Here is an 18,311-nt window from a genome sequence, read left to right as displayed (position 1 = left end):
ATGCGCGTTACCTTCCATGAATCCTGTGTAATCGCACTCGGCTGCGTGGATCGTTTCAGAAAACAGAGAAATGATGGCGCTCAACGCGGAAACCGGCTTGGGTGACAACGTTTTCAAACTCTTGATGCGGCGGCAACGACTCATCGGGCAGGCGGATGCGTTTTTCCGATTTCAGCACCAGTGAGACGCGGACCGAGAAATCCCAGCGCGTATCAAATCGAAAGAAATCAACCTCTTCCAAAGCGATCTGGCCCTGCCGTTTGCCGGAAAACCAGCGCAACGCATCTTGATCGAATTGAATTCCTGCGTTGCTGTCGTGTAAAACATCCCATATCGCGGGCAGGGTGGTCAAAGCAAGCAAAGCCATCAGCCACCATACAGCGTCAAAGAGAATAATCAGCGCAAGCAAAGCCGCGTAGATGCCGATCAGAATAAAGACGGTTCGAGGATTTCGATTGCGCCGCGTAAAGGTGTAGGTCGTCATGCGCCCAGTATGCGCGAGATCATTTCGGTCGTGTCGCGCGACAGGTTTGGTGTTTCGGAAATGCGGGTCAGTTGCGCCTGGATCAGGTTCTGTCGGCCCGCATCATACCGCCTCCAGGTTTGGAAGGCCGAACACATGCGCGCTGTGGTTTGCGGGTTCACGGGATCCAGTTTGATCAACCAATCGGTCAGTAGTTGATACCCTGCGCCATCAAGCTGATGAAAGCCTGCATGATTCATCGCCAAACCACCCATCACAGCGCGGAATCGATTGGGGTTTTTCCAATTGAAGTCAGCATGTTCCGTTAGCTTCTGTGCGACATCCGCCGTGACTCCGGGCGCGGCCATTGCCACTTGCAAACCGAACCATTTGTCAATGACCAGCCGATCATGCTGCCATTGATCATAGAATCCGGCCAATTCCGCCTCGCCTTTCCGGGCGCGCAGAAGGCAGGACAGGGCCGAGAGTTGCAAGGTCATGTTATCCGACTTCGCGTAGGATTCAGCCGCCAGTGCGCCTCCATCAAGACGGGTGGTCAAAGCCAGTGCCGCGCCGCCCAGTGCGCGCTTGCCGGATTGTTCAGCATCCGGCGCATAGGGCGCGTCCACCAGCGCTTCGCTGTGCAAGCGGGGTAGGAGGTCCTGGGTGTGTTGCGCTATCGCCTGCCGTAAAGTTTCACCTGCGGTCCAGATCGCCATCGGGTCGGGCGTGGTGCCCCGCTCGGCCAGCATCCCTGCCAGTTCAGATTGCGTAGGCAGCCACAGCATCAGCGCTCGGTAGGCGGGGTCTAAATCCCCATCGCGAAGCACGGCTAGCAACCCGTCCAGGTAGTCGGATCCTGGTGTTGCATCCTCTGTAATCATGCGCAGTAGCGTATCTTCGGCAAGCGAACGCCCGGCTTGCCAGCGGTTGAATGGGTCGGTGTCATGGGCCAGCAAGAAGGCACGATCTGCGTTGGTGTGATCGTGTTCAAGGATCACAGGCGCCGAGAAGTCCCTCAGGATCGACGGTACCGGCTTGGCCGTGAGACCGGAGAAGGTAAAGCTCTGCTCGGTTTTGGTCAGTTCCAGCACTTCGGTGGCGCGCACTTCGTCCCCGTTTGGACCAAGCAGGCCGACCGCGACGGGGATAACCTTAGGTAGCTTCTCATCCTGTCCTGGGGTCGGCTCTGTGCGCTGGCTCAGCATCAGAGTATAAGTCCCATCGTTCCAGTCTTCGGCGACCGAAACCTTTGGCGTGCCGGATTGGCTGTACCAGCGTTTGAACTGGCTGAGGTCGCGGCCAGTTGTGTCTTCGAACACTTGTAGCCAATCCTCGATCGTGCAAGCCTGCCCGTCATGGCGGTCAAAGTAGAGGTCTAGCGCTTTGGCATAGGCATCATCGCCTACCAGCCGTTTCAGCATGCCAATGACCTCAGCGCCTTTTTCATAGACTGTTGAGGTGTAGAAGTTGTTGATTTCCTGAAAGCTTTCCGGTCGCACCGGGTGCGACAGCGGCCCATTATCTTCGGGGAACTGGCGTGCTCGCAGGTCGATGGCGTCGTGAATGCGTTTCACCGGAGCTGAGCGCATGTCGGAGGTGAACTGCGCATCGCGGAACACCGTCAGACCTTCTTTCAGGCACAGTTGGAACCAGTCGCGGCAGGTGATGCGATTGCCAGTCCAATTGTGGAAATACTCATGCGCGATGATGGCCTCGATCCGTTCGAAATTCAGATCGGTCGAGGTTTCGGGGCTGGCCAGAACAGCGGAAGAGTTGAAGATGTTCAGCCCCTTGTTCTCCATCGCGCCCATGTTGAAATCATCCACGGCGACGATGTTGAACACGTCCAGATCGTATTCACGGCCATAGACGTCTTCATCCCATTTCATGGACTTTTTTAGCGCCTCCATCCCGAAGGCGCATTTGCCTTCGTCACCGGGGCGGACCCAGAGGTTCAGTTCCACCTCGCGGCCGGACATGGTGGTGAATTGACCGGGATGGGCGATCAGGTCGCCCGCGACCAGCGCGAACAGATAGGCAGGCTTGGGCCACGGATCGGTCCACTCAGCCCAACCTTCACCTTTGCCCGACGGGTTGCCATTAGACAGCAGAACAGGAAGGTCGCCGTTGATCCGTACCGTGAAAGTGGACATCACATCGGGGCGGTCGGGATAAAAGGTGATTTTGCGAAACCCCTCGGCCTCGCATTGGGTGCAGTACATGCCGTTCGACATATAGAGCCCTTCAAGCGCGGTGTTGTTATCCGGGTCGATTTCAACCTCGGCTTCCCAGATAAATGGAGTATCGGGGACATCGACAGTCAAACCTTGCTCGGTCACTGCAGGGTTCACTTCTGTGCCATCAATGGACGCACGTATCAGCTTTAACTCTTCCCCATGCAAAAAGAAGCGGCGGTCCGAGGCGTCAGGGTTAGGACGAAACGCGATGCGCGATGTCACCCGTGTTGCATGCGGTGCAAGATCGAAGGTCAGATGAACGCTGTCCACCAGGAACCCAAAGGGTGTGTAGTCTTTCAGATAGATCGTTTTGCCGGTTTCGTCGCGCATCCGAGGCCTCGCATCGGTTTTGGGTTTTTCGCGACGTTAGGAGCTTCGATCCGGGGCTGCAACCAGCCTGCGCGATTGCCTTGCCGCTTTTGAAACAGCTTTAGGCAAAACTGTGCGATGGGAAACCTTCGACAAAAGTTGCCTATCGGAAACATTCGGCCTAAGTCAGTTTGGCATACATCGGCACACAAACGCGGGAGGGCAACATATGCGTGGCAGACAGACCCTGAGCGGGTTGCAGGTAGATCCGATACTGACTGATTTTATCGAGACACAGGCTCTGCCGGGGACGGGTGTGTCGTCCGAGCATTTCTGGGCTGGTCTTGCTCGCATGGTTCAAGAACTGGGGCCCAAGAACCGCGCGCTTCTGACCAAACGCGCGGACATTCAAAGCCGTATTGATGGCTGGCACCTTGCAGAAAAATCGCAATCCATGGATCCCTCCGCCTATCAGGCGTTCTTGAAAGAGATCGGGTATCTGGTCGATGAGGGCGACGCGTTTCAGATCGAAACGGCAAATGTGGACCCCGAAATCGCGCTGACCCCTGGCCCGCAACTGGTTGTGCCAATTACCAATGCCCGCTTTGCTTTGAACGCGGCAAACGCCCGCTGGGGCAGCCTGTATGATGCACTCTACGGGACAGACGCAATGGGCGACCTCCCTGTGGGTGGGGGCTATGACGAAAAGCGCGGGGCGCGTGTCATCGCATGGGCCAAAGCGTTTCTGGATGAGGTTGCGCCGCTTGCCGAAGGATCATGGGCTGATGTCGCGGGGCTGACCATCGATGACGGCGCGTTGACGCCTGCGCTGGCCAATCCTGCACAGTTTGCCGGTTTCGGCGGGGATACAAAAAAACCTGCGTTCGTATTGTTAAAAAACAATGGTTTGCATATTCAGATCATGATCGACCAGTCCAGCACCATTGGGGCAAGCGATCCTGCGGGCATTGCCGATATGCGCTTGGAATCGGCTCTTTCGACCATCATGGATTGCGAAGATTCGGTCGCCTGCGTGGATGCCGAAGATAAGGTTGTCGCCTACGGCAACTGGCTGGGCTTAATGAAGGGCGACCTGACCGAAGAGATCACGAAGGGCGGCAAAACCTTCACCCGTAAGCTTGCTGATGATGTGGAATACACCGCTGCTGACGGCGGTCGGGCGTCGCTAAAGGGCCGGTCGCTGATGCTGGTGCGGAACGTGGGCCACCTGATGACCAACCCGGCCGTATTGGACGCTGAAGGCAATGAGATCGGTGAGGGGCTGATGGATGCGCTGTGCACCACGCTGATCGCAATGCATGACCTGAAGCGTGACGGTGGGAACTCGGTCGAAGGGTCCGTTTATGTGGTCAAACCCAAGATGCATGGCCCCGAAGAAGTCGCGTTCGCTGTTGAGATTTTCGACATGGTCGAAGACGTTCTGGGACTGCCGCGCGACACCGTGAAACTGGGCATCATGGACGAGGAACGCCGCACCTCGGCAAACCTGACCGAGTGCATCCGCGCCGCGAAATCGCGCGTGGCGTTTATCAATACCGGGTTCCTGGATCGTACCGGGGATGAGATTCATACCTCGATGGAAGCGGGTCCGATGCTGCCCAAGGGGGACATCAAAACCACGCCGTGGATTGCCTCATATGAGGATCGCAATGTTGATATCGGTCTGGCCTGCGGTCTCAAGGGCAAGGCGCAGATCGGCAAAGGTATGTGGGCGATGCCCGACCGGATGGGAGAGATGCTGGAAGCCAAGATCGGCCACCCGCAATCTGGCGCAACCTGCGCCTGGGTTCCATCTCCTACAGCGGCAACTCTGCATGCAACGCATTACCACAAGGTGGATGTGCTGGCCCGGCAGGATGAAATTGCGGCGGGCGGCGCGCGCGGCACTTTGGATGATCTGCTGACGGTTCCATTATTGGATGGTCGCAACCTGAGCGATGAGGAAATCACCCGTGAGATCGAAAATAACGCGCAGGGTATCCTTGGCTATGTGGTGCGATGGGTCGATCAGGGTGTTGGCTGTTCGAAAGTGCCGGACATCCATGATGTCGGGTTGATGGAGGATCGCGCGACCTGCCGTATCTCATCCCAAGCCTTGGCGAACTGGCTGCATCATGATGTGGTGAGCGAGGCACAAGTGATGGCCGCGATGCAGAAAATGGCGGCTGTGGTGGATCGGCAGAATGCGAGCGATTCAAACTATGTTCCGATGGCGCCGGGATTTGACGGTGTGGCTTTTCAGGCTGCTTGCGATCTGGTCTTCAAGGGCCGGGTTCAACCGTCAGGCTACACCGAACCGGTCCTGCATGCGCGGCGGTTGGAATTCAAAGCCAGTCAGGATTGAGTGGTAGTTGCGGGAACGAGGGGGCTGTCTGTCCCCTCGCGCTCCCCCGAGGATATTTTTGGCCAGATGAAGGGATCAGGTATGGGTATTTCTTTGCGCAAGGCGCGGACCATTATACGTAAAGCGATGGAAAAAGGGCGGGAAATGGAACTAAAACCACTGTCGGTTGTGGTTCTGGATGCCGGCGGTCATGTTATCGCGTTTGAGCGTGAAGACGGTGCCGCCCCTGGCCGGTTCGCCATTGCGCAGGGCAAGGCCTATGGTGCGGTCATGCTGGGCATGGCAGGCACGGCGCAGATGCAGCGGGCTGAAGCGCAGGCCTATTTTATGGCCGCGGTGAACGGCGTGTATGGCGGACAGGTCGTGCCAGTGCCGGGTGGCATTTTGCTGCGCGACCGCAAAGGTACCGTGATCGGTGCGGTTGGTGTGACAGGCGATACCTCTGACAATGATGCCGTCGCAGGCATGGCGGGTATCGAAGCAGCTGGGCTGACGGGCGAAATCTGACCCGGCAGAGTCCAGTTAATAGGCGTGTGCGCAATTGAACATTGCTTTGCGCTGTTATGCAGCCTGTGCTCTGTTGCACGGGCTGCTTTGTGTCGATAGCGTCAGTTCCAATCAATGCAAAAGCAAGGACATTGGAATGGTGCGACCCGTTGTTGGTATTATCGGCAATTCTTATCTGATGAATGATCAATATCCCACACATGCGGGTGGGACGATGAATTCGGATGCCGTGGCCAATGTGTCGGGCTGTCTGCCGCTGCTGATACCAGCTGATCCGCGGTATGTTTCGGTTGATGAATTACTTGAGGTCTGCGACGGGTTCCTGCTGACGGGTGGTCGCCCCAACGTACACCCCGAGGAATATGGTGAAGCAGCCACAGATGCGCATGGCGATTTCGACCGGGCGCGGGATGCAATCACGCTGCCTTTGGTGCGCGCCTGTGTCGAACGTGGCCAGCCCTTTCTGGGGATCTGCCGCGGGTTTCAAGAGGTGAACGTGGCCATGGGCGGCACGCTTTATCCCGAAATCCGGGACCTGCCGGGTCGGATGAACCACCGGATGCCACCAGATGGAACGCTTGAGGAAAAATTCGCACTGCGCCATATCGTGACCCTGTCGGAAAACGGTGTGTTTCACGATGTTTTCGGTGCGACCGAGGTGATGACGAACACATTGCACGGTCAAGGTATCAAGCGGATTGGTGAGCGGGTGGTGATCGACGGCCATGCGCCGGATGGTACGCCCGAGGCGATCTATGTCAAAGACGCGCCCGGTTTTACCCTCTCGGTTCAGTGGCACCCGGAATGGGATGCGATCAATGATCCGGTGTCTCGTCCGCTGTTTGAAGCGTTTGGGGCCGCTGTGCGGAACTGGGCTTCAGGAACCGCGCTGCAACAGATGCAGAGATTGGCGTGAAATTGGCAGCGGCCCGGCGATGGGTGCCGGACCGCCTCAATATCATCAGATCAACAGATCGAACTGATTAATCAAAGGCAGGCTGCGCGCTCGTTCCCCGGTCAGGTCGAACAATGCGTTGCCAAGCGCGGGCATGGATGGCGGTGTGCCGGGCTCACCCGCGCCGCCCATATGGCGGTTGGTTTCCAGCACGCGCACCTCAACCTGTGGCGCAGTGTGCATGCGGATCGCGTCATAGTCGGGGAAGTTGTACTGCTCCACTTCGCCGTCGGCAAAGGTAATCTCGCCGTAGCAGGCCGCTGACAGGCCATACATCATGCCGCCGAACATCTGGGCTTTGACATTGTCGGGGTCCAGAGCCAGCCCCATGTCACAGGCGATCCACGCCTTGTTGATACGGATCGTGCCGTCTTCATCCACCACTTCGATGACTTGCGCAACAGGGGTGCCGAAGCTGTAGGTGAAGGCCACACCGCGCCCGATACCTTTGGGTGTCTGGCCCGTCCAGCCCGACATATCGCGGACCGCTTCGAGGCATCCTGCGGATGGGGCGTGCTCGTCTTGCATCAGTTCCAGTCTGAATTCCAGCGGATCACGGCCTGCAGCATGGGCCAGTTCATCCATGAAGGTCTCATGAAAGAACCCGTTATGGCTGTTGCCGACCGAACGCCAGAACCCGACAGGGATATCGAGATTGGCGATATGTCCGCTCATGCGATAGTTCGGGACGCCATAGGGCTGGTTGAAGAAACCTTCGACCAATACCTTGTCAGGGCCAGCGCCAGGTAAGCCGGTATACCGCTGAACAGCCTGTTGCGTGCAGGACTGTGAGGCGACAGCCCCTTCAATCAAAACCGCTTTGCCATCCTGAACCGCGCCCCGCATCCGGGCGATGGCACCGGGGCGGTAGTAGTCGTGGCGCATGTCTTCTTCACGGCTCCAGGTGGTTTGGACCGGAGTGCCCGGCATCGCCATGGCGACTTTGGTGGCGATGTCACCAAAATCCAGCTCACCACGCCGGCCAAAGCCGCCACCCAGATAGGTGGTATGAATTTGCACGGCTTCGGTCTCCAACCCGGCTGTGTTGGCAACGCGGAACTGGATCAGGGTGGGGGCCTGGTTGCCGCACCACAGTTCCAGTGCGTTTCCGGTGTAAAGCGCGGTGGCGTTCATCGGCTCCATCGTTGCATGGGCCAGATAGGGCAGCTGATATTCGGCTGTGATCTCTGTTGCGCCCTCGGGCAAAACGCTGACATCGCCATCGTCGCGCATCGTCGAGTTCGGGGCGTCATCGAACGCCTTGGCGATCTCGGCAAAGACCTGATCGGTTTCGGGTGGGTAGGGGGCGTCGCCCCAATCCACATCAATGGCGTCAACCGCCTGTTGGGCAAGCCATGTGTTGTTGGCGATGACCGCGACACCGGTGCCCAGATCGACCACCTTCTCGACCCCCGGCATTGAGGTTGCGGCACTGTCGTCATATCCGTTCATCGCGCCACCCAGCTTAGGGTTCATGCGCAAGGCTGCGAATTTCATACCCGGCAAGCGGACATCGACGCCAAACTCCGCCGTTCCCGTCGCCTTCTCCACCATATCCAGCCGCGGCTGGGACTGCCCCAGATAGCGCCATTCGGAGGGATCGCGCAGGGGAACCTCGACCGGCTCAAGATCGGCGACATCAACGGCCAAATCGGTGTAAGGGATTTTGTCACCATTGGGGGCGATTACATGGCCAGACACGGTCTGCAACTCTGCTGGGTCAACGCCCAGCCGGTCGGCAGCAGCGCGTTTTAGGGTTTCGCGCGCCGAAGCCCCGGCCTGACGCATGCGTTCATACCCGTCCTTCATCGAAGTCGAACCACCGGTGACCTGAAGGCTGAGCGTACGCCCCAACACCCCTAGTGCTTCAGCCAAATTGTACTGGATATCCGGGATGTCGTAGCCCTTGTTGGGCAGGCTCTCGCCAATCAGGGCCGAGTTGTAGTAGGCCGCAGCAGCAGGCCCGTGCAGAACGGTGACCTGATCAAGGTCAACGTCCAGTTCCTCGGCAATCAACGCGGCCCATGTGGTTTGTACACCCTGTCCCATTTCAGCGCGGGGTGCGAATAGCGTCACACCGTTCTGATCGATCAGAATAAACGGGTTCAGTGCAGCCTCACCCTCGCCGGGTTTCAGCGGGTTCGTCGCGGGGCGGCTGACGTAATACGCACCGAAAGCCACGCCGCCAACGATCGCGGCAGACCCGATCAGGAAGGTACGGCGCAGGATTTTTCCAACTTTGCCCATCTCTTACGCCTCCTTCAGTTTGCCAGCGGCGTCGTGAATTGCTGCACGTATCCGGGGATAAGTGCCGCAGCGGCACAGGTTGCCCTGCATCGCGTCATCGATATCGGCATCTGAGGGCGCGGGGTTTTCGGCCAGCAAAGCTGCGGCCTGCATGATTTGACCGGACTGGCAATAGCCGCATTGCGCCACCTGATAGTCGACCCAGGCTTGTTGGAGTGCTGACATGGCCGCAGGCGTTCCGATGCCTTCAATCGTCGTCACGTCACCCCAGACATCCGAAAGTGCCACCTGACAGGACCGCACGGCCTCACCATCGATATGTACAGTACAGGCCCCGCAGGCTGCAACGCCACAACCGAATTTGGTGCCGGTTAGGCCGACCTCATCGCGCAGTACCCATAGCAGGGGGACATCATCAGGCAGATCCACCTGATGTGCGGTTCCGTTGATCTTAAGGGTGGTCGCCATGGCGCGCCTCTCGTTAGCTGTGGTAGCATCTGACATAATTGGTGAAAAGTGTCAGTATGTCAATTGACAAAATATACGAAAACTGTCAGAGCTTCTGGAATGAAGGATACGAGCGACGACATACGGCAAAAGGCCATTCTGGCTTCGGCTTTTCAGGCTTTTTCAAAATACGGGTTCCGCAAGACATCGATGGATGACATTGCGAAAGGTGCAGGTATGTCCCGGCCTGCCGTGTATCTGCACTATAAGAACAAAGAGGCGATCGTTCGCGAACTAACCAGGCTGCACTATGCTGACAAGGCAAATGCCGTAGCCGCTGCTTTGAAGAACGCAGGATCGATCTCGCAGGTGTTGAACGCAGCGATTCAGGCGCAAATGGAGGGAATGGCCGCGATACTGGCTTCACCCCATGGGGTCGAGATGCTGGATACGACCAAATCCATGTCCACCGATATCGTCGAACAGGGTGAGGCAGAACTGACTTTGCTGTTTGCCGACTGGCTGACCGATATGCAGGCCAAAGGGCGCGCCCGTGTGTTCGACACGCCCCACGACACTGCAAAGACGATTACGGCCAGCCTGAAAGGGATCAAGCTGACCGCTTCCAGCGCCGAAGAATTCGAACAGCGCACCCGGCAGTTGGCCGCTATGATCGGCGCGGGGCTTGAGGTCAGGTAACCCGCTGACGGATTTTGTATTCGGGTCGATCCCACTGCCTGTTGCGCATGATATCGGCCAGAATATCAACCGCTTGCTCCACATCCGTTTCGTCGATGTATAGCGGGGTAAAGCCAAAGCGCATGATGTCCGGTGCCCGGAAATCTCCGATCACACCGCGCGCGATCAGCGCCTGCATCGCGGCATAGCCTTCGGCAAATCGGAATGAGACCTGACTGCCCCGCTGCAAAGGATCACGTGGGCTTGCAAGGGTTAGGTCAGGGCAGGTGGCCTCGACCCGTTGAATGAATAGCTCAGTCAATTCGATGGATTTGACACGGACATCGGCCATATCTGCCATATCCCAGACATCCATGGCCACCGAAAGTGAGGCCATCTGAATGACCGGAGGGGTTCCGACCCGCATCCGTTCGATCCCCGCGCCGGGGCGATAGTCGAGATCGAAAGCGAACGGATCCTCGTGCCCCAGCCAACCAGACAGCGCTGGGCGCACCCGCTCCGCCAATCGAGGGGCGACATAGACAAAGGCCGGAGCACCGGGCCCGCCATTAAGGTATTTGTAGGTACAGCCCACTGCAAAATCGGCATTGCAGATCGTCAGATCTACAGGAATCGCCCCAGCCGAATGGGCCAGATCCCAAACGGCCACCACGCCCAAGGAGTGCGCCAATTCGGTCAGGGTTTTCATCTCATGCATGCGCCCGGTCCGGTAATCGACCTCAGTCAGCATCAGAACGGCGATCTCATCCGTCAGGGCATCAGTCACCTGTTCAGGGTCGACCACGCGCAATTCATAGTCATCGCCGAGCGAACGCAAAAGCCCGTCAACCATGTAAAGATCGGTTGGGAAGTTGCCATTGTCTGACAGCACAACCTTGCGATCCGGGTTTAGCTCCAGAGCGGATGCAACCGCTTGATAGACTTTGATCGATAACGTGTCGCCCACGACAACACTGCCCGGTTCCGCTCCGATCAGTTTGCCAATCCGGTCGCCCAACGCCGCGGGCATACCCATCCAACCGGCTTTGTTCCAGCCCGTGATCAGCATTTGCCCCCATTCGTCGGTCATCATCTGATGCACGTGATCCGCCGCTGCCTTCGGAACCGGGCCCAGAGAGTTTCCGTCGAGGTAGATCATCCCCTCGGGCAAAATGAACATGTCTTTGGTCGTCGCGAAATCAGTCATGGCGGCCCGTTTTTTGTTTATTTGGATAGCATTGCCCCTAGGGCGTAAAACATCCCGTCTCTGCTGTCCATTGATGCGACAACTGGGGTTTTGCTATTTCGGTCCCAAAGCGGTAGGACAGCGCCCAGAAACGACACGTGCCCTTACGTGACGTCAGCCCCGAGGATTGACGATGCGCTGGATCGACCTTCCCCCTGTCTGGCTCGTGGGCTTTGCCCTGCTTGCCTGGTTGCAGGGACGCTATTTGGGATTTGGCCTGTCCCTTGACGGTGGGTTGACCGATCTTCTCAGCGGCGTGCTGATCGGGGGTGGCATTCTTCTGGCCGTATTGGCCGTTGCCGAATTCCGACGCCATAAGACGACAGTCATCCCGCATGAAACACCCAGTGCAATCGTGCAATCCGGCATCTACAAACGCAGCCGGAATCCGATCTACCTGGGAGATGTTTTGATCCTGGCGGGCTTGGTTCTGCGCTTTGACGCCGTTCTGTCACTGGCTCTGGTGCCGATCTTCGTCTGGGTGCTTGAACGTCGTTTCATCCTGCCCGAGGAGGACCGCATGCGCCGCACCTTCCGCGCGGATTTCGCCCGCTACGAACAAAAAACAAGACGGTGGGTGTAGCCAGATCAACCGAATGACACAACGTAATGGATGCTGCGCTTGCGAAATAAAATTGCGCAAGATACATCTTTTCTTAACAATCCATACCCGAGGACCTGACCGGCCTTAGAAGCGAGGGGGACTGCCAGTGAAAATAGGCACACCAAAAGAAATACTGGATGGCGAGAACCGAGTGGCAATGACGCCAGACTCGGCCGTGCAGTTGCAGAAACTGGGCTATGAGTGCCTGATCGAAAAAGGGGCCGGTGCGGCGGCCGGGTTTTCGGATGCGACGTATGAGGCTGCGGGTGTTGAGGTCGTAAAAACCGCGGCAGCACTATGGAAAGCGGCGGATATTGTCGCCAAGGTGCGCATCCCGACAGACACCGAGATGAAGCGTCTGACCAAAGGCAAAACGCTGATCTCGTTCTTCAACCCCGCGGGCAATGAAGAGGGGATGGAACTGGCCAAATCCAAAGGCGCGAATGTTATCGCCATGGAGATGGTGCCGCGTATTTCACGCGCGCAGAAGATGGATGCGCTGTCTTCGATGGCGAATATCGCGGGCTATCGTGCGGTGATCGAGGCCGGTAACAACTTCGGCCGTTTCTTTACCGGTCAGGTGACAGCGGCGGGTAAGGTGCCGCCTGCCAAGGTGCTGATCGTTGGGGCTGGTGTTGCCGGTCTGGCGGCGATCGGAACTTCGACCTCGCTGGGAGCTATTACCTATGCGTTCGACGTGCGCCCCGAAGTGGCCGAACAGGTCGAATCCATGGGGGCCGAATTCGTCTATCTGGACTTTGAAGAAGACCAGCAGGACGGCGCGGCCACAGGCGGCTATGCCTCGGTTCAGTCGGATGAATTCCGCGAGGCGCAGCTGGCCAAGTTCCGTGAGTTGGCGCCCGAGATGGACATCGTGATCACCACCGCGCTGATCCCGAACCGCGAAGCGCCCGAGCTTTGGACCAAGGATATGGTTGAAGCGATGAAGCCGGGCTCGGTCATCGTGGATTTGGCGGCGGAAAAGGGCGGCAACTGTAAGCTGACGGTCGCGGATGAGAAGATCGTGACCGACAATGGCGTGACCATCATCGGCTATACCGACTTCCCCAGCCGGATGGCGGCGCAATCCTCGTCGCTTTACGCCACTAATATCCGTCACATGATGACCGACCTGACGCCTGAAAAGGACGGCCAGATCAATCACGACATGGAAGATGACGTGATCCGCGGTGCGACCGTGACATTTGAAGGCGACATCACCTTCCCGCCACCACCACCCAAGGTGCAGGCGATTGCGGCGCAGAAAAAGCCGGAGGTCAAGGAACTGACGCCGGAAGAGAAAAAGGCGCAGGAGGTTGCGGCCTTCAAAGCGCAGACTAAGCAGCAGTTCACTCTGCTGGGTGTTGGCGGCGCGCTGATGCTGCTGGTAGGGCTGATTGCTCCGGCCAGCTTCATGCAGCACTTCATCGTCTTTGTGCTGGCCATTTTCGTGGGCTTCCAGGTGATCTGGGGCGTCGCGCATTCCTTGCACACACCGCTGATGGCGATCACCAACGCGATCTCGTCGATCATTATCGTTGGGGCGTTGATGCAGATTGGGTCCGGGTCTTTCCTGGTCCTTCTGCTGGCGGCGCTGTCCGTGTTCATGGCCGGGATCAACATCTTCGGCGGCTTCCTCGTAACCCGGCGCATGCTCGCCATGTTCCAGAAATCTTAAGGAGGCCGGGCACATGGAATTTGGCTTCACTACTGCCGCCTATGTTGTTGCGGCTGTTCTATTCATCCTTTCGCTGGGTGGTCTGTCGAACCAGGAAAGCGCCAAGCGTGCGGTCTGGTACGGTATCGTTGGTATGGCGCTGGCGGTTTTCGCCACGCTGGTCGGTCCGGGTTCGGGTCTGTGGCTGCTGTCCATTCTGCTGATCATCGGCGGCGGTCTTATCGGTCAATACGTGGCGCAGCGCGTCCAGATGACCGAGATGCCTCAGCTGGTGGCCGCAATGCACTCGCTGGTTGGTCTGGCGGCCGTGTTCGTGGGCTTTAACGCGCATTTTGAGATCGGCAACGTGGCGCAGGTCATGGCGATTGCGGATAGTGCCAGCCAGGCGGACCTGTCCGACCTCGGCGCTTTTGCCAAGCTGATCGCCAAGAAGACCCCGGCGGAACTGGCGATCCTGCATGTTGAACTGTTCCTGGGCATCTTCATCGGTGCAATCACCTTTACCGGCTCGGTCGTGGCCTATGGCAAGCTGGCGGGCAAAGTGACCTCGGCGGCGACCAAGCTGCCTGGTGGTCATATGCTGAACGCGGCGGCTGCGGGTCTCTCGCTGATTTGTCTGATCTGGTATACCAGCTCGGGTGGATTTTTCCCGCTATTCCTGATGACGCTGGCGGCGCTGTTCATTGGCTATCACCTGATCATGGGCATAGGTGGTGCCGACATGCCGGTGGTCGTGTCGATGCTGAACTCGTATTCGGGTTGGGCGGCAGCCGCGATTGGCTTCAGCCTTGGCAACGATCTGCTGATTGTTGTCGGCGCTCTTGTCGGCTCGTCGGGTGCGATCCTGTCCTACATCATGTGCAAGGCGATGAACCGCCATTTTGTCAGCGTGATCCTGGGCGGATTCGGTGGCCCGCAGGGTGAGCAGATGGCTGTCGAAGGCGAACAGATCGCGATTGAGGCGGACGGCGTGGCCGCTGCGCTGAACGATGCGGACAGCATTGTCATCATCCCGGGTTACGGCATGGCTGTTGCTCAGGCACAGCAGTCGGTGTCCGAGCTGGTCCGCAAGCTGCGCGCCAAGGGCAAAGAGGTGCGTTTTGCGATCCACCCCGTTGCCGGACGTCTGCCGGGCCACATGAACGTGCTGCTGGCCGAGGCGAAAGTGCCGTATGACATCGTGCTGGAGATGGATGAGATCAATGACGATTTCCCGGACACGGATGTGGCCATCGTCATCGGCTCGAATGACATCGTGAACCCTGCGGCGCAGGAGGATCCCAACAGCCCCATCGCCGGTATGCCGGTGCTGGAGTGCTGGAAGGCCAAGCAGGTCTTTGTGTCGAAGCGCGGTCAGGGCACCGGCTATTCGGGCATCGAAAACCCGCTGTTCTTCAAAGAGAACACGCGCATGTTCTATGGCGATGCCAAGCAGTCGCTGGACAAGCTGCTGCCGATGATCGACTGATCAACTGTTGCTAGCAAATTGCAAAGGGCGCCTGCGGGCGCCCTTTTCTTTTTTGGGTAGAGTTGGGGGCTTGCCCCCAAACCCCCAGGATATTTGTGGCCAGATGAAGCCTGTGGAATGTGCTATTCTGAGCCGGAGCACGGTGACAGGAGGTAGCTATGCAGAAAGTGAACGGTATTGGCGGGGTTTTCTTTCGGGCCCGGGATCCTGACGCTTTGCGGGACTGGTACGCGACCCATCTTGGGGTCAATCACTATGATCCAGTGGCCTGGAAACAGCGCGAGGGCTACACGGTCTTTGCCCCCTTCGCGCAGGACACCGAGTATTTCGGAAAGGCTGAGCAGCAATGGATGATCAATTTTCGCGTGGATGATCTTGCGGCGATGACCGCACAGCTTGAGGCCGCGGGGATCAAGGTTGAGACCCACCCCGACTGGGACAGCGAGGTTGGCAAGTTCGCCCGCATTCATGATCCGGAAGGCAATCCGATCGAGCTGTGGCAGCCAAATCAATGAGATAGCGGGTTTGTATACCGTTGCATTCCTGTAAGTATATGAAATAAAAAGAGAATTGATGTATTTCGGCTGTGTCGTATAGTGCCCCCGGTAAGACGGAGCCAAAAATGACGCCGATTGATGATCATCCCTTGCGCTATGCGCTGGCCAATGAACTGCACGCGAGGCCTTTTCCGAGCGCCGAGGTGCCGTGCACAGTTGCGTTTCTAGCAATCAAGAAACCGGCGGCGGCGATAGAAGGGGAGCGTCAGGCGGATATCGCTCATCTGACGGAGTTGCTGACGCGTTATGGTGCGTCTCGTCCCCAGCCAGACGCCACGCACTACGCGGGTCAGATCGGGCGCCATTGGTTGAAATGGGAACAGCATACCGAGTTTGTGACCTATACCGCAATCTCGCAGAATGTGAGCGTCCGGGCTTTTGACCCAGCTGATTTTGAGGTGTTCCCAGCGGATTGGGTCATGGCCAGCCCGGGCAAAAGCATCACATCGATCCTGATGCGTGTGGTGCGGCGGCCAGATCAAGATGCGGTCCGTGCCCTTTTGCCCGACTGGTTCGAACCCGAAAGCCTAGCCGTTTCATGCGTTCTGGATGATGCCGCCATCTGTGCCAGTGATTTCCGCATCGATCCCGCGGGTCATATGCGCTTTGCGTTGTTCGTCTCTGAAGACACCGGTCAGCGTCGGATTGGGCGCATCATTCAACGCCTGTGCGAGATTGAGACGTACAAGGCGATGTCCATGCTGGGCTTTGCCCGGGTCAAAGACCTGACCCCGCGCATTGGTGAACTAGACCAGAAACTGACCGCGTTGATGGGCGAGATGACGGATGGAGAAAACCACCCTGACGATCTGTTACCTGATCTGCTGCGCATATCGACTGAGTTGGAAACCCTGTCCGCCCGCTGCGCCTTTCGCTTTGGGGCGACGGGTGCCTATGAGGCCATTGTCAATCAGCGCATTGCCGTGTTGCGGGAAGAACGGTTCATGGGCCGTCAGAGCTTTGCCGATTTCATGATGCGCCGCTATGACCCGGCCATGCGCACCGTGAAATCTACAGAAAAACGCCTGCAAACCCTTTCAGACAGAGCAATCCGCGCCGGGGATTTGCTGCGTACACGGGTTGATGTGGAACGCAGTGCGCAGAACCAAGCTTTGTTGGAAAGCATGGACAAGCGTGCGGACCTGGCCTTGCGCCTACAGCACACGGTTGAGGGGCTTTCGGTCGTGGCCATCAGCTACTATGCCGTGTCGCTGGTCAGCTACATGCTGTATCCGCTCACGTCGACTGGGTTGAGTAAGGGTACATTAACCGCCTTGATTACGCTGCCGGTCATTTTGATGGTCTGGGCGGCCGTCCACAGAATTCGCAAGCGGTTGGAATGACGTCACTTGCACAGCAGGGCAAGCTTGGTACTAGTGACCGGCAGCGATAGTCACATAATCGGAGCATCCCTGTGATCAATGTCGTTTCAGCATGGCGGGCTGTGACAGCGATGTTCATCCTCAACGGTGCGTTGTTCGGTATCTGGGCCTCGCGCATTCCGGCGGTTCGGGATCATCTGCAGCTGAGCCATGAGGCGTTGGGCTATGGCCTGCTGTTCATGGCAGCGGGCGCGGTGTGCTCCTTTCCCATTACCGGACGATTGACCGACCGGTTTGGCGCCGTTGCAATCACGCGGGTTATCGCGGTTCTCTATACCGGATCTCTGGTGCTGTTGGGGCTGGCTGACAGTTTCACCCTGCTTGCTGTCTTTCTGTTTGTCTTCGGGGCGTTTCACGGGTCGATGGATGTGGCCATGAATGCCTGGGCCGCCGAAGTTGAAAGCGCCTATGAGAAACCGTTGATGTCATCATTCCACGCGATGTGGAGCCTTGGGGCAGGGCTGGGTGCGATCAGCGGGTATGCGGCTGTTCAGATGCAGATGAGCGTGTTGCAACACTTCCTGGCGGCGGGCGGTTTGGTTGTGGCTCTGGCTTTGGCGCTGTCCTGGGTGCAATGGACTTCTCGGCGTTCGGTGCAGTCGCAGGGGTCGGTTTTTGCGTTCCCGTCCGGTGCGCTGATTCTGGTAGGGTTCACGGCCCTGTGCGGTGCGCTGGGCGAAGGGGCCGTCGCGGATTGGAGCGCGATATTCTTGCGCGACGTTACCGGCGCTGCCGAAAGCGTAGCGACCTTGGGTTATGCCGTGTTCTCGGTCGCGATGGTGGTATGTCGTCTTGCGGGGGGGGGTGGTGATTGCCCGGGTCGGGCCGGTTTCTGCGGCACGGGGCGGCGGGATGTTTGCCGCTATGGGCGCGTTTTGTGTTGTCTCGGCCGGGGTTGCTCCGCTGGCTTTGGTGGGCTTTACGCTGATGGGCGTGGGCTATGCGGTGATTATGCCATTGGCGTTCAGCCGGGCCGCCAACGATCCGCAGATACCTCCGGGGCAGGCTATCGCAAGCGTGGCGACGCTTGGCTATGGCGGTCTGCTGATTGGCCCGCCTTTGATTGGATTTTTGGCAGAGTTGCTGACGCTGAGAATGGCCTTTGGTGTCTTATTGCCGCTTGCCGTTCTGATCGTCGTGTGTGCCGGCGCGCTTAAGCGCGCCG

At 58.1% G+C, this 18,311-nt stretch carries 15 protein-coding genes; 10 read left to right on the top strand and 5 right to left on the bottom strand.

The annotated features are described in order from the left end of the window. Positions 1-55 precede the first annotated feature (55 nt). Positions 56-484, bottom strand: coding sequence for a hypothetical protein (locus tag ABLN87_RS05670; RefSeq protein ID WP_353008195.1), 429 nt, complete (start codon positions 482-484; stop codon positions 56-58). Then, positions 481-3,033 carry an aminopeptidase N gene (gene pepN, locus ABLN87_RS05665; protein WP_353008193.1) on the bottom strand — a complete coding sequence of 851 codons (2,553 nt, stop codon included), beginning with the start codon at positions 3,031-3,033 and terminating at the stop codon, positions 481-483. The genes ABLN87_RS05670 and pepN overlap by 4 nt, the downstream gene beginning before the upstream one ends. 208 nt (positions 3,034-3,241) lie before the next feature. Between pepN and ABLN87_RS05660 the strand changes: the two genes are divergently transcribed. The 3 genes from ABLN87_RS05660 (at position 3,242) to ABLN87_RS05650 (ending at position 6,800) form a co-directional block, all read left to right on the top strand. Further along, the gene (locus tag ABLN87_RS05660; RefSeq protein ID WP_353008192.1) at positions 3,242-5,377 is read left to right on the top strand and encodes a malate synthase G; all 2,136 of its coding nucleotides are present in this window, start codon (positions 3,242-3,244) and stop codon (positions 5,375-5,377) included. Between the two features lie 81 nt (positions 5,378-5,458). Then, positions 5,459-5,884 (top strand): GlcG/HbpS family heme-binding protein, encoded by a 426-nt coding sequence (locus ABLN87_RS05655; protein WP_353008388.1) that lies wholly within the window; start codon positions 5,459-5,461, stop codon positions 5,882-5,884. Positions 5,885-6,020: 136 nt separating this feature from the next. Then, the gene (locus tag ABLN87_RS05650; protein WP_353008190.1) at positions 6,021-6,800 is read left to right on the top strand and encodes a gamma-glutamyl-gamma-aminobutyrate hydrolase family protein; all 780 of its coding nucleotides are present in this window, start codon (positions 6,021-6,023) and stop codon (positions 6,798-6,800) included. Between the two features lie 45 nt (positions 6,801-6,845). Here ABLN87_RS05650 and ABLN87_RS05645 read toward each other — a convergent pair whose 3' ends face one another. Next, a complete protein-coding gene (locus ABLN87_RS05645) occupies positions 6,846-9,086 on the bottom strand; it encodes a xanthine dehydrogenase family protein molybdopterin-binding subunit (RefSeq protein WP_353008189.1) in 2,241 nt (746 codons plus the stop codon). 3 nt (positions 9,087-9,089) lie between these two features. Continuing rightward, on the bottom strand, positions 9,090-9,554 hold the full coding sequence (locus tag ABLN87_RS05640) for a (2Fe-2S)-binding protein (RefSeq protein WP_353008188.1): 465 nt from the start codon (positions 9,552-9,554) through the stop codon (positions 9,090-9,092). A 99-nt stretch (positions 9,555-9,653) separates the two neighbouring features. Between ABLN87_RS05640 and ABLN87_RS05635 the strand changes: the two genes are divergently transcribed. Then, positions 9,654-10,232 carry a TetR/AcrR family transcriptional regulator gene (locus ABLN87_RS05635; protein WP_353008187.1) on the top strand — a complete coding sequence of 193 codons (579 nt, stop codon included), beginning with the start codon at positions 9,654-9,656 and terminating at the stop codon, positions 10,230-10,232. Here ABLN87_RS05635 and kynU read toward each other — a convergent pair. Next, entirely contained in the window at positions 10,225-11,418 is a 1,194-nt protein-coding gene (gene kynU, locus ABLN87_RS05630) for a kynureninase (RefSeq protein ID WP_353008186.1), read from the bottom strand. The two genes, ABLN87_RS05635 and kynU, sit on opposite strands and share 8 nt — an antisense overlap. Before the next feature lie 172 nt (positions 11,419-11,590). Between kynU and ABLN87_RS05625 the strand changes: the two genes are divergently transcribed. The 6 genes from ABLN87_RS05625 to ABLN87_RS05600 all read left to right on the top strand — a co-directional run bounded on the left by ABLN87_RS05625 (position 11,591) and on the right by ABLN87_RS05600 (position 18,303). After that, entirely contained in the window at positions 11,591-12,040 is a 450-nt protein-coding gene (locus ABLN87_RS05625) for a methyltransferase family protein (RefSeq protein WP_353008184.1), read from the top strand. A 127-nt stretch (positions 12,041-12,167) separates the two neighbouring features. Then, positions 12,168-13,739 carry a Re/Si-specific NAD(P)(+) transhydrogenase subunit alpha gene (locus tag ABLN87_RS05620; protein ID WP_353008183.1) on the top strand — a complete coding sequence of 524 codons (1,572 nt, stop codon included), beginning with the start codon at positions 12,168-12,170 and terminating at the stop codon, positions 13,737-13,739. Positions 13,740-13,752: 13 nt separating this feature from the next. After that, positions 13,753-15,207, top strand: coding sequence for an NAD(P)(+) transhydrogenase (Re/Si-specific) subunit beta (locus ABLN87_RS05615; RefSeq protein ID WP_353008181.1), 1,455 nt, complete (start codon positions 13,753-13,755; stop codon positions 15,205-15,207). 158 nt (positions 15,208-15,365) lie between these two features. Next, positions 15,366-15,722, top strand: a complete 357-nt coding sequence (locus ABLN87_RS05610) for a VOC family protein (protein ID WP_353008179.1) — start codon at positions 15,366-15,368, stop codon at positions 15,720-15,722. A 107-nt stretch (positions 15,723-15,829) separates the two neighbouring features. Further along, positions 15,830-17,107: a DUF3422 family protein gene (locus ABLN87_RS05605; protein ID WP_353008177.1), complete on the top strand. Its 1,278-nt coding sequence runs from the start codon at positions 15,830-15,832 to the stop codon at positions 17,105-17,107. A 71-nt stretch (positions 17,108-17,178) separates the two neighbouring features. Continuing rightward, positions 17,179-18,303, top strand: coding sequence for an MFS transporter (locus ABLN87_RS05600; RefSeq protein ID WP_353008175.1), 1,125 nt, complete (start codon positions 17,179-17,181; stop codon positions 18,301-18,303). The last annotated feature ends 8 nt before the right edge of the window (positions 18,304-18,311 follow it).

The organism is Ruegeria sp. SCP10 (assembly GCF_040329495.1).
Lineage (GTDB): Bacteria > Pseudomonadota > Alphaproteobacteria > Rhodobacterales > Rhodobacteraceae > Ruegeria.
The sequence above is the reverse complement of the archived record's forward strand: the minus strand, read 5'-3'. Positions and strand labels throughout refer to the sequence as shown.

Excerpts from the sequence above, each read along its gene's own strand:
- ABLN87_RS05670 (WP_353008195.1), bottom strand. The coding sequence starts at position 484 with ATGACGACCTACACCTTTACGCGGCGCAATCGAAATCCTCGAACCGTC.
- pepN (WP_353008193.1), bottom strand. The coding sequence starts at position 3,033 with ATGCGCGACGAAACCGGCAAAACGATCTATCTGAAAGACTACACACCC.
- ABLN87_RS05660 (WP_353008192.1), top strand. The coding sequence starts at position 3,242 with ATGCGTGGCAGACAGACCCTGAGCGGGTTGCAGGTAGATCCGATACTG.
- ABLN87_RS05655 (WP_353008388.1), top strand. The coding sequence starts at position 5,459 with ATGGGTATTTCTTTGCGCAAGGCGCGGACCATTATACGTAAAGCGATG.
- ABLN87_RS05650 (WP_353008190.1), top strand. The coding sequence starts at position 6,021 with ATGGTGCGACCCGTTGTTGGTATTATCGGCAATTCTTATCTGATGAAT.
- ABLN87_RS05645 (WP_353008189.1), bottom strand. The coding sequence starts at position 9,086 with ATGGGCAAAGTTGGAAAAATCCTGCGCCGTACCTTCCTGATCGGGTCT.
- ABLN87_RS05640 (WP_353008188.1), bottom strand. The coding sequence starts at position 9,554 with ATGGCGACCACCCTTAAGATCAACGGAACCGCACATCAGGTGGATCTG.
- ABLN87_RS05635 (WP_353008187.1), top strand. The coding sequence starts at position 9,654 with ATGAAGGATACGAGCGACGACATACGGCAAAAGGCCATTCTGGCTTCG.
- kynU (WP_353008186.1), bottom strand. The coding sequence starts at position 11,418 with ATGACTGATTTCGCGACGACCAAAGACATGTTCATTTTGCCCGAGGGG.
- ABLN87_RS05625 (WP_353008184.1), top strand. The coding sequence starts at position 11,591 with ATGCGCTGGATCGACCTTCCCCCTGTCTGGCTCGTGGGCTTTGCCCTG.
- ABLN87_RS05615 (WP_353008181.1), top strand. The coding sequence starts at position 13,753 with ATGGAATTTGGCTTCACTACTGCCGCCTATGTTGTTGCGGCTGTTCTA.
- ABLN87_RS05610 (WP_353008179.1), top strand. The coding sequence starts at position 15,366 with ATGCAGAAAGTGAACGGTATTGGCGGGGTTTTCTTTCGGGCCCGGGAT.
- ABLN87_RS05605 (WP_353008177.1), top strand. The coding sequence starts at position 15,830 with ATGACGCCGATTGATGATCATCCCTTGCGCTATGCGCTGGCCAATGAA.